The following is an 853-nucleotide window of genomic DNA, read 5'->3' as shown; positions in this document are numbered from 1 at the left end:
GCAGGGGCGCGGTGGCCCGGGCGTGCCGCCAGGCCAGCGCCGCCGACGGGTCGGCGGCCAGGTCCTCCGCGCTCGGCTCCGCCAGCCGGAGCCAGGCGACCATGGCCACGGGTTCGCCGGTCTCGGCCCACCGGTACAGGAGGAAGGACTGGGGCTGGCGGTCGAGCCAGTGGGCGGCGCCGGCCGCGGATTCGGCCCCCTCGGCCCGGATCGCGAGGCGGTGCGCCGCGTCCCTGTCCGCAGGGCGCAGGACGTCCTCGTGGACCTCACCCTCGCCGCGCCAGCTGTGGAAGTCGGCGGTCCGGCCGCTGCGGCGGTGCAGGAAGAACAGCGCGCCGACGGCGGCGAGCACGCCGGAGCGGTCGGCGGCGCGGACCTGCTCGACGTGATGGACGTGGACGCGGTTGATCATGGACGCGAACCCGGTGGGATCGCGCCAGCGAAGGTCCGCGACCAGGGCCTGACGGACCACGTCGTGCGGGAACAGCCCCGACTCGCCGGACTCGACGAACGGCAGCCGCCGCAGCCAGGCGAAGAGCACGGTCGCGTCGTCGGGCAGCGCCGCGCGCAACAGGTCCTCGGTGGTGGTGTGGGCGTGCGCGCACACCTCCAGCGCGTGGCGGTGCGCCGGCGACGGCACCTCTCCCACCAGTTGGTCCAGCAGGGTCCCCACCACGTCGGCGCTCGGCACCCAGCGGGAGCCGGCCGCGGGGTCCCGGTCCGCGACCGCCGCGCCAAGGCTCAGCGCGAGCGGATGCCCACCGGCGAAGGCCAGCAGCGGCTCGCGCAGTCCGGCGGCCACTCCCCGCGCGTCCAGCAGGGCCGTCGCCTCCGCCGTGCCGAGGTCGCGCAG

The 853-nt window shown here is 76.9% G+C and carries 1 pseudogene; it reads right to left on the bottom strand.

Annotation, left to right across the window (positions count from 1 at the left end):
* Positions 1-853, bottom strand: a pseudogene (locus DQW85_RS22105) (ATP-binding protein); the annotation flags it as partial.

Source organism: Nonomuraea lactucae (genome assembly GCF_003313395.1).
GTDB classification, from domain to species: Bacteria; Actinomycetota; Actinomycetes; order Streptosporangiales; family Streptosporangiaceae; genus Nonomuraea; species Nonomuraea lactucae.
This window is presented reverse-complemented; position numbering and strand designations above follow the sequence as displayed.